This window comes from Nitrospinaceae bacterium (genome assembly GCA_018669005.1).
In the GTDB taxonomy this organism is placed as follows: domain Bacteria; phylum UBA8248; class UBA8248; order UBA8248; family UBA8248; genus UBA8248.
In genome coordinates, this window is the sequence record JABJAL010000091.1 from 36,090 (window position 1) to 45,954 (window position 9,865).

A 9,865-nucleotide genomic window follows, 5' to 3' on the forward strand; every position below is an offset into this window, starting at 1 on the left:
GCGGCTCGTTGACGAATGACGCATATTCGCCTCTCGGGTATTCTATCTTAAGTCTCGGTTTTTACAGATGTAGATAATCTTTTGTGTCAGGGTGTTTTTTTGCCCTGGGATTTGTCGCAGCTATTTTTTAAGGAGATAGAATATGGATATACGATTGGACGGAAGGTCAGCTCTCATCACCGGTGGCAGTCGAGGGATGGGCCGCGCCTTCGCTTTGAGGTTTGCCGAGTCGGGCGCTGACGTCGCCATCGCGGCGAGGCGACCGGATATGCTTGAGGAGACAAAGGCTGAAATCGAAAAAGTCGCAAAAGGAAAGGTGGCGGCCTATGTCTGCGATGCGAGTGACGCTGGGCAGATTAAAGAAACCTTTGCGGCTGTGAGCCGGGATTTCGGCAAGGTCGATATTTTAGTGAACAACGCGGGCACCTCTAGTGCTATGAAGTTCGATGATATCACCGATGAAATGTGGCAGGCTGATTTGGATTTGAAGCTTTTCGGCGCAATTCGATTTTGCCGCCTTGCGATGCCTCCGATGAAGGAGCGTCGCTGGGGACGGATTATCAATATCGTCACCATCGGGGGGAAGGCCCCCACCGCTGAGCGGGCGCCAACCGTTGTGACTCGTGCTGCCGGGCTGGCGTTGACGAAAGTGTTGGCCGGGGAGGGAGCGCCCCACAATGTCTTGGTCAATGCTCTTTGTACAGGTCAGATCATCACCGACCAGACCCGAAACCAGCATCAAAAGATGAACCCCGATATGCCCTTCGATGAATATCTCAAGGAGCGGGGTAAGAAAATTCCCTTGGGTCGGATGGGAGATGCCCAAGAGTACGCAAATCTGGCCTGCTTTCTCGCCTCTGATGCCGCCTCTTATATTACAGGAACTTCGGTCAACGTAGACGGGGGAGTTTGTCCAGTGCTTTAGATGATTTAAAGGGCTTGTGGTTGCGGAATGGACGTTTTTTCTCGTAGGGTGTGCCTATAGCCGAAATATAGCTGAAGCGAATCTTTTTTTAACAGGAGCGGAATTGTGGATAAACTTATTATTGTGAATTGCGCGGCAGACACTTCGATGCACCCAGATGTTCCCCAAAGATTCTCCGATTCCAAGGTCCTTGCGGATTCGGTTGAAGAGGCCGTAAAGGCTGGCGCGGCTGTTGCCCATATTCATGCCCCCCCGACGAACTATGCGGCCTGGGAGTCCCACTCGAAAACAATTCGGGATCGCTGCGATGTGATGCTCCAGTACGGCATTTCTACGCAGTCGGTCGAGCAGCGCGTCGAGGTAATCAAGAATAAGCCAGAGATGATTTCGGTTGCTCTGAATGCCCATAGTCTCGTTTTTCTCAATCGTGACATGATGATGCTCCATCCGCGTGAGGAACTCGAAGATCTCATGCGCATGTGCAACGACAATGGTGTGAAACCCGAATTCGAGGTGTTCGGTTTAGGCGAGATGTGGTTGCTCAGCGATTTGGCGGAAAAGGGCCTTGTCGAGCCGCCGTTTGTGATGACCATCTTTTTCGGACGCCCCGGGGGGTGTTGGTCGCCTGCAACGCCGGAGGAGTTTCTCAACCGGACGAAGAGCCTAATCGGTGAGTCGGCTTATATTACGAGCGTAACTGACCCCAACGCTATAAATCTTCACACGATGGCCATCATGGATGGCGGTCATGTGCGTGTGGGCACCGAGGATGAGCCCTATCTCGCACCGGGGAAATTGGGCGACAATGGTGAGCACGTTGCCCGAGTAGCGCGCCTCGCCAAGGATTTGAACCGCGAGATAGCCACCGTAGCTGAAGCGAGGGCGATGCTGAAAATTCCGTCCTAAAAATTTTGGGAATGGAGAGGGTGTTCATTCTGCGAAAACGCAAAAATTGGAATTTATGAGGTGTGCCGCCGGTTCCTGTTCGGTCCAGCATGGGACCGGCGGCCTATTCCTCCTGGTCGATTTCTTGTATGGCGGCTGTGAAAATGGTGTTGATGCGACCGCAGTATTTCTTGATTCTTTGGTGGACTTCCTGGAAATTCGCGCCGTCCCCTTCGATAATCGAAACGACGTAGAGTTCTGCCTCGCGGCTGGTCTCGGTAATTTCGGGCATGCCGTAGGAGCCTCCGGAGCCCGCGAGTTTGTGGAATTCCATGCGAAAATCCTTGAGGGCATCACCGGAGCCCTGTTGGTCTGTGATTTGCGCGAGCAGAGTCTCAAGCCTCTCGTTTTTTTCGGGCCAGCGGGATAAATATTCCTTCTTGAGAGCAGTAAGTGCCTCTCGCATGGACTCGGGCAGGCTTGGGTCTGGATAATCCATTTTCTCTTCTCTTTATTTAAGGATCCTGTGTCAGGAGGTTAGGTATTCCCTTAGCAGGTCTGGAAGCTTCATTGGATCGAAGGGCTTGGTAAGTACTCCGGCGGCTCCCATGGTTTTTAGTTCGTTAAGCTCCATTTGCTGCGCCTTGGCGGTTAAAAACACCACAGGAATATGCGCAGACTCGGGATTTTCCTTCAGCCGCTTCAGCGTTCCAGGCCCGTCGAGCCCTGGCATCATTACATCGAGTAAAATGAGGTCGGGTTTTTCTTTTTTACATATTTCCAACCCTTCCTCGCCGTTGGCGGCCAAGACAACCTGAAACCCGCCGACAGTTTGTAGGCTCATCTGTGCGACCGTCCGGATGTCATCTTCATCGTCAATCATCAAAATTTTTTCATTCGCCATGAGCAATAGTTTCCCTTGGATCGGATCTGCATGTGGATTCAAGCTAAATCTAACTAAAATTTAAATTTTAGAGAAGTCCATTGAGTAAATCCACCACGCAGCCTGTAAATAGGTCTTGTGAAGTTTTTGATTTTGTGAGGAATACGGTCGTTTCGGTGGATAACCGTTTTTTCTCAGCAGGCGTGGGCTCCTTGGATGAGTACACTATAATCGGCGTTTTTCTTCTTTCCAATTCGCCCCGTAGTGAATCCATAACGTAAAAACCATCTCCACTGGGCATCATAATGTCCAGGATGATGAGTTCAGGCAAAAAATTGTGGAATTGCTTGACCGCCTCGATGCCGCTTTCGGCGGTTTCCACTCGAATATTTTTCTCCTCAAGCAGTTGTGTGACGATGGCGCGAAGATCGGGGTCATCGTCCACCACGAGTACATTCGCCACCTTTCCAACCTTGAGCGCAGCCTTCAGTCTTGCCAGGAGGCGTCCCTCGTCGAGGGGTTTGGTGATCCAGTCCATAAGGAAAGGAGCCGGAAGATCGGCTATATCCAGTGGGTCGTCCAAACTTATCACAATAACGGGTGGGCGAATGTCGTCGGGAAAATTCTTAACCTCATTGAGTAAATCGATTCCACTCATTCCCGGCAGGTTGATGTCCAGGAGCATCGCATCAACTTTGTGGTCTTGAAGGTAGGCCAACGCTTCCTCTGCAGAGAAGGTGGGGATGAAGTCATAACCCTCACTTTCGACAAGTAACTCTATGAGTCTGACAAAATCCCTGTCGTCCTCGCAGAGCAGAACGGTGGCTTTTGTGGGTTTTTGCTGGGGTATGGGTTCTGGCGCTGGTGCTGGCTCCCGTTTCGTTTGGGGGAGTGAAAAAGAAAAAGTGCTGCCACTTCCGAGTTCGCTTTCCACCCATATGTGGCCCCCGTGCTGCCGGACAATGGCGTTACAAATGGCCAGGCCAAGGCCAGTGCCACCCTTTTCCCTTATATCGGAGGAATCTACCTGTCGAAAGCGGTCAAAAATACTATCAAGCGCCTCGGGTGGAATGCCACGGCCTTGGTCTACGACACGAATTTCGGCTTCACCCATGAGGCAATTTGAACTGATGAGAACACGGCTCCCCGATTCCGAAAATTTAACCGCGTTTGAGATGAGATTTGTGAGCACCTGTATGATTGAATCGCTGTCGGCATCCACTTGGCAGGGCTCGATATCGGTCTCAATTGTAATCCCGCTGCTAGAGACAAGGCCGTCCATCTCCTCTATGGAACAGGTAATTAGACTCTCTAGCTTTTGGGACGAGAATTGGAGTTCCATATTGCCCGACTCGATTTTCTCCAGATCGAGAATGTCGTTGATGAGTCGAATGAGGCGATCCGAGTTGTTGACGGCGATATCCATGAGCGATTTTCCCTGTTCGTTCAAATCGCCGGCGACACCACCGCTCAGGAGGCCTAACGAGCCGCGGAGAGAGGTCAGCGGGGTGCGAATTTCATGCGATACCACCGAGATAAATTCGTTTTTCATACGGTCGATTTCATGGCGTTCGGTAATGTCTCTAATAACACCGGTGAAAAGTTTTCTGTCGCCGACAGAAACTTCACCGATAGAGATTTTAATCGGAAAAATTTCTCCGCTCTTGCGGCGTGCGTCGAGGGTACGATTGGTCCCAAGTGCTTTTTTAAATCCTGTATCTAGGTAGGTTCTAATGTGAGTGTCGTGCTCGATGTCATAAGGAGGGGGCATGAGCATGTTCACTTTTTTACCGGAAATATCCTCTTGTGAATAATTGAACATCTTCTCTGCGCCAGCGTTGAAAAGGGTGATAAACCCTTCCTCATCGATAGCGATGATGGCATCTTGCGCCGAATCGATTATTGATCGGAAGCGGGCCTCTGAGAGCGCTAGTTTTTCTGTGTGTGAAGTCAAATCCTCGAAAAGCCGCGCGTTCTGAATAGCAATTCCGCCGAGGTTGGCGAGCGACTCAATCAGAGGGATGTCTTTTTTCGTGATATGGGCGTTCTCCTTGCCCATCAAGGTAATTGTCCCGATTACCTTGTTTTCGATGAAAATTGGAACGGCAATGAATCCAAAGATCTCTTGCTCTTGGGCCCACCTTTTTTCCATCCACCGGTCGTCTTTTTTGACATCAGGGATGAAGAGTGGTTCTCCGGTTTGGAAGGCCACTCCACGGAGCCCCCAGTCGGTGGGCTTTGATTCGTTTAGAGGTGATGTGTCGAAATCGCCGAATCCGGCACGTATGTTGAGCAAGGCTTCATCCTCACTGAGGAGGTGAATCCGGCTGTAGCTTGCGTCGAGGAGCTCTGCCGCCGAACGGGCGATGTTGTCCAGGACTTTATCCATGTCAAGTGACTGTGTAATTTGTCGGTTCAGGGCTTCGAGTACTTGGAGTCTTTGTGTCTCTCGCTGTGCCCGGTGGAGCGATAAGGCGTTACGCAGGGCAGTGCCAGCGTATTCGGAAAATGTTCGAGCGAGAGCCTGATCGTCAATATCGAAGTTTTGCTTGGTGTCGTAATAAAACGATAGGAGGCCCATTGTTTCCCCTGCCTCGCGGATAGGAAGAAGCGCAATCGAGGCGTATCCTTCCTCTCCGATGAGCCCATACACCTCTTTAACCCTTGAATCTGCCTGCACGTTTTCAATGAACACGGCTTGCCGATTCAGCGCCGATCCCCGCCCCGGCATCTGCTCCCAATGTAGCATTAGATTCTCGCGGTAGGACGATGAAAGCCCCTCGGAGTATAAGAATCGCCAGTTGTCCCGGTCAGGTTCATACATGATGATCGATAGTCTTTGATTGTTGAAAATCCGGCGAGCCTCCTCACCAATAGCTTGGAGTACATCGTCGAGGTCGAGATGTCTGGATATGTTTTCCCCGGCAATGGCCAGATCCTCGAGGCGCTTGTTTGCCTCGCTCAATTCTCTTGCTGAGAATTCGAGTTCTCGGGTGGATTCTGCTGCCTTTTGGAAAAGATGATACATGCTGATTAAGAGGCCGGTGAGAACGAATAGATAACTTACCTTTTTGAAAAGATGGGCCACATCAAACTGGAAATCGAACAATTGCCTGGATGTGGACATGAACATCACCTGGCTAATGAGGCCAACGATAATCGACATGACAAGCCAGTGTTCGAAATGATCCGTCCGCCATGTTCCTTTTTTGAGATATCCAATGAGTGCTAAGAGGAAGAAAAGGGCGGGAACGAATTCCACTGGCCTGTTAATGTATCGAAACACAGAGAAGCCGCTGATGTAAGCTTGAGGAAGGGGCGTGAAAGCAAAAAAGAGAAAGCTGGCCAGTGTTGCCGCAGCAACCGCCTGATAAACTGTTTTTTCACTGATTTGGCCGACCTCACCAAGTTTTCCTTCTCTTTTCCACGCCAGATAGCTCAGATATAAAAAAATGGACAAGAATACGCGTGAGGCTATCCAACTCCACGGGATTAGTGAGGCAGGAGCCGATGGGAAATAGATGTCAAAAAACGACGAAGTTACGATGGAGTGGTAACCGTCCCAAAAGGCTGTGCCTAGGAAGGCTGCACCAATGAAGAGGATGGTATTGTTCTTTTTGGAGTAAAACTGGATTAACGCCAGAGCGCCCACCGCCAAGGCCAGGAGTGTGGCAATGATATCCATGATGGTATGTAGTTGCTTGCTGCCCTGCCAAGGAATATCTCTAAAGAAAAAATATCCAAGAACAAGAGAGATTGTCAGAATGATATAAGTATTCGTCCGGCTGTGTTTTTCTGGTGAAGAATTCATGGTGCCCTCGTCGATAATTTTATGCCTCTCTGGTTCAAGTGCTACTTAAGTAATTGTGTTGCTAAAAAAAAAGGTTTGGCGATAACCCTGCTTTATTCCCATATCCAAACTTCCTTGCTCAAGAATCGAAGAGCTGCAAAATATAACTCTTTACGCAATAACCTTGATTCATTTGAGGAAATGAAAGACATCGCATGAGTAGGTTCCTGTTGGCGAGGTCTGGAAATAGAATGTGTACATCGATTGAGAAGTTATCAATTCAAGGAATACAAATTGTCACAAACTTGTCATGGAAAAGTCGATTTGTTGTAATTTTTTAGAAACTTGGCTGGTGTAATTTTGATTTTTGTCTTGTTTGTAAGCATATTTTAGAGGGGTCTGGAAGAATTCTGTTTAAGAAGTGAAGGATACAAATATGCAATGTCTTGGTATTTGGATAATCTCGCCTAGAAATCGCCGCAAGGCGATTGGATATGAGCCTCGAGTACACCCAAAACCATAATGTGCGAAAGATACAGACCCGCAAAGTAATGGTTTTAAATTTTCGAATACGAAAACTGCAACCGCTTCGGAAAGGGCTTCTGCGATTTTAAAATTGAAGTAAATGCTTCTATCTTTTTCAAAGCTGCTGGTGCGCTTGGCCGAGAGAATTTCTGGTTAAACGAGGCGTTCGCGCAATTCGAGTTCAAACGAAAAATCGTCGGGTCCAGCCTCGCTGGGAGAAAATGGCCCACCGATTACGGCGAATATGAGCGATTCGCTGTCGTTAACATCGAGATGGGTGAATAGAGGTTTGTTACGCTCTGCCGCAGTATCCTTTACTGTCCGGTACATGGCGAGGAATAAATTTTTTTGTGCCGCGCTGATATGCCGGTAGGGGAGAGCGGCCGTCTGGCCCCTGTTTAGTAGCACGGTTTTTTCGGCTTTGCTTTCGGTCTCGCGAGCCTCCTCGAAGGATTGCTCGCCGAGAACGTTCCCGAACTCATAATTATATTCGGGCTCAAAATACCCGCCCAAAAACACCTCGGCGATCTCAAGATAGCCATCCGAGTTGCCTGAGTCCCCCTCGATCAATATCCGCCAATAGCGAAAGCTCCTGGGCGAGGTTGCGAGGTATTTGTGCATCGTGTCTGCTACCCAGGTGATCGTTTCGATGAGGTTCGAGGTCCAAGCGGCGCTCCCGCTGAGTGTGCCGTCATTCCCGGTACCCGATGAGTCCGTGGCAGTTGTTCCTGAGGCATCGTTGAGCTGCCAGTGACCCACAAGGTTCGTTTCATCGGTATATGTGCCCGCGTAATGCGCGGCGGCCTCGGCGGCCGTGAGGGCCCTCGTGTAGAGGCGGATGCCCGAGATATAGCCGTCAAAATCCCGCGCCAGATCGCGGCCCGTCCCTATGTAGAGCATCTCGCCCACCCCGGTGAGGGGCGTTCCGGTCGGAGAGGTAGCGATTGTAACCGCCTGCGCGACGCCGTCAAGATAGATCAGAGGCTTCGTTGTCGGCGTGGTTGTATTGTATGTAATTAAGAGGTGATGCCAGGCATTGATCGAGACGTTCGTGGTTGAGACTTGGAAAAAGCCGAAAGCCGCGTCCGTGTCATGAAGGAAGGAAAGCTTCACGAAGCCTCCCGACTCGCTCCTGACATCCAAAAGCCACGTATCATCACCGCTCGCTGAATTGTCGAGTGCAATTACCTTGCCCTCGCTTCCCTCGCCATCACTCCGAATGTAGACCCACACAGCTATCGTTCCGCCACCGGCGAACATAGAGTCATAGGCTGCATTCGCCGCTGCACTGATATGGGAGTCCACCCCGTCAAACTCGGCGGCAATCAGCTCGGGGATATTACCAATAGGCACGTACACCTCGCCGCCCTGAATCTTCATCGTCGCGCCCGGTGAAATATTATGGCCGTGGACGACAACGGCGTCAGGGGCCTGGGCAGTGAGTAGATCGAACATCAAAAATTCAGGGTCCACCGCTGGTGCGCCTCCTCGCCACTTCGTTGCAGGGTCCAGTTCGATCACTCGCTTTGGCGAGCGGAACCTTGTCGCCGTCGCCTGCCAGCGGTCGCCCATAACGAATGCGGGCGAGCTTGAGCCATTCAAAAAACGCACACTCACCCCGGCTTCAAGAGTTGTATCGGTGAGGGCCGTGGTTAACCCCGAGGCCTCCCAGCCTGAGCTCGTGGATTTTTTCCACTTAAAAGTCGCTGTGCCCACGTCGCCAGCTAAATCTATCTCGACGGTGTAAATCTCCGGGTCGTCCCCGGTGTACCTTCCTGAGAAAACAACAGTGCCCGGCCCGTTCGCCACGCGGGGCACCGCGCCGCCCACAAAGCCTACCGCCGCCGTCAGGGAAGTAATTACAGCGCTCTCGTCAATTAGATTCGAGTACATGAAACGGTGGCTCATTTTCGCCTCAATCGGTTAGGGTGGTGTCCGTGCCCGCTGCGGTGCAACATGCCGCTCCTCGTTTGTTCGCGGCGCTCCCGTGCGAAGCCTGCGTGCAACACTTCCTCGTTGAAATGGAATTCGGCCTTTGTGCACCGCGCCAGGAGGTGGGGCGGCAGGCCGTAGGTTTTCGCCTGCAAGTGAATCCGCTCAAGGAGGCTAGTCCGCCTCTGCCGGAAATCGGGCCTCCCCGCCAGGTGAACCCTCTTTGTTTTCCTGCGTGGTGACGGCCTCGATAATCGCTGCGGCATCCTCGGGCGCGAGCTCGTGGATCGACAGTTCCCCGGGCAGGCATTTTCCCGGCTCCTTGTCGGTCATTGTCCCCCCGTCGGGAATAAAGCAACGCCTGAGAATACAGTGATACATATCACGGACCTCCCCGCCCTCCTGGGGTCCACCGTTCCCGTTATGTCCCATCAGTTGCGGATAAGCGGCTAGATCCATGATGCTCGGCAGGCGAAAATTTCCCGCTAGCCCCGAGGGTAGCTCAATCCGCATGCGCCCCTTGTTGCGATATTCATTGATGTCCATCGTGTTGCCTCCTATTTCGGAAATGTGTGAAAGACCCATCCGGGTCGTATTCGATCCGGGTCAGCCCGCCCATGTGGGCCCTGCCGGGTCGGTCCCGGTGAGGCGCAATCTAAACGGGAAAGGGAATTTTTCACCTACAGGAAATGCGTAGTAACTCTCAGTTCATCCCTGGACTCTTAATTATTGATTTTTGAGTGATTACGGCTGATTGTTGCTGAAATGCTTAGGAGAAAGGTTTTTCCTACGAAGAGCCCCGACCGTATCGCCTCCGGCTTCTCTGTTTGTCTTCGATTTTATTGGTCAGCTTGGTCACGGTCCTGTCGTCTAAAACAAACATTCCGCGCATGTCGAAATGATTGTGGATGATCTGCCCGCCGCC

General features: G+C 51.3%; 7 protein-coding genes. 2 read left to right on the forward strand and 5 right to left on the reverse strand.

From position 1 onward, the window contains the following. The first annotated feature begins 142 nt into the window (after positions 1-142). Entirely contained in the window at positions 143-925 is a 783-nt protein-coding gene (locus HOJ95_14575) for an SDR family oxidoreductase (protein MBT6395922.1), read from the forward strand. Between the two features lie 105 nt (positions 926-1,030). Then, a complete protein-coding gene (locus HOJ95_14580) occupies positions 1,031-1,831 on the forward strand; it encodes a 3-keto-5-aminohexanoate cleavage protein (GenBank protein ID MBT6395923.1) in 801 nt (266 codons plus the stop codon). A gap of 103 nt (positions 1,832-1,934) precedes the next feature. Here HOJ95_14580 and HOJ95_14585 read toward each other — a convergent pair whose 3' ends face one another. The 5 genes from HOJ95_14585 to HOJ95_14605 form a co-directional block, all read right to left on the reverse strand. Then, entirely contained in the window at positions 1,935-2,309 is a 375-nt protein-coding gene (locus tag HOJ95_14585) for a hypothetical protein (GenBank protein ID MBT6395924.1), read from the reverse strand. Positions 2,310-2,339: 30 nt separating this feature from the next. Next, on the reverse strand, positions 2,340-2,714 hold the full coding sequence (locus tag HOJ95_14590) for a response regulator (protein MBT6395925.1): 375 nt from the start codon (positions 2,712-2,714) through the stop codon (positions 2,340-2,342). Positions 2,715-2,781: 67 nt separating this feature from the next. Beyond that, a complete protein-coding gene (locus HOJ95_14595; protein ID MBT6395926.1) occupies positions 2,782-6,504 on the reverse strand; it encodes a response regulator in 3,723 nt (1,240 codons plus the stop codon). Between the two features lie 657 nt (positions 6,505-7,161). Further along, entirely contained in the window at positions 7,162-8,916 is a 1,755-nt protein-coding gene (locus tag HOJ95_14600; protein ID MBT6395927.1) for a LamG domain-containing protein, read from the reverse strand. A gap of 198 nt (positions 8,917-9,114) precedes the next feature. After that, positions 9,115-9,486 carry a hypothetical protein gene (locus HOJ95_14605; protein ID MBT6395928.1) on the reverse strand — a complete coding sequence of 124 codons (372 nt, stop codon included), beginning with the start codon at positions 9,484-9,486 and terminating at the stop codon, positions 9,115-9,117. Positions 9,487-9,865: the final 379 nt, after the last annotated feature.

What these genes read in the sequence shown, in the direction of transcription:
- HOJ95_14605 (MBT6395928.1), bottom strand. Translation starts at nt 9,486, where the DNA reads ATGGACATCAATGAATATCGCAACAAGGGGCGCATGCGGATTGAGCTA.
- HOJ95_14600 (MBT6395927.1), bottom strand. Translation starts at nt 8,916, where the DNA reads ATGAGCCACCGTTTCATGTACTCGAATCTAATTGACGAGAGCGCTGTA.
- HOJ95_14590 (MBT6395925.1), bottom strand. Translation starts at nt 2,714, where the DNA reads ATGGCGAATGAAAAAATTTTGATGATTGACGATGAAGATGACATCCGG.
- HOJ95_14595 (MBT6395926.1), bottom strand. Translation starts at nt 6,504, where the DNA reads ATGAATTCTTCACCAGAAAAACACAGCCGGACGAATACTTATATCATT.
- HOJ95_14575 (MBT6395922.1), top strand. Translation starts at nt 143, where the DNA reads ATGGATATACGATTGGACGGAAGGTCAGCTCTCATCACCGGTGGCAGT.
- HOJ95_14585 (MBT6395924.1), bottom strand. Translation starts at nt 2,309, where the DNA reads ATGGATTATCCAGACCCAAGCCTGCCCGAGTCCATGCGAGAGGCACTT.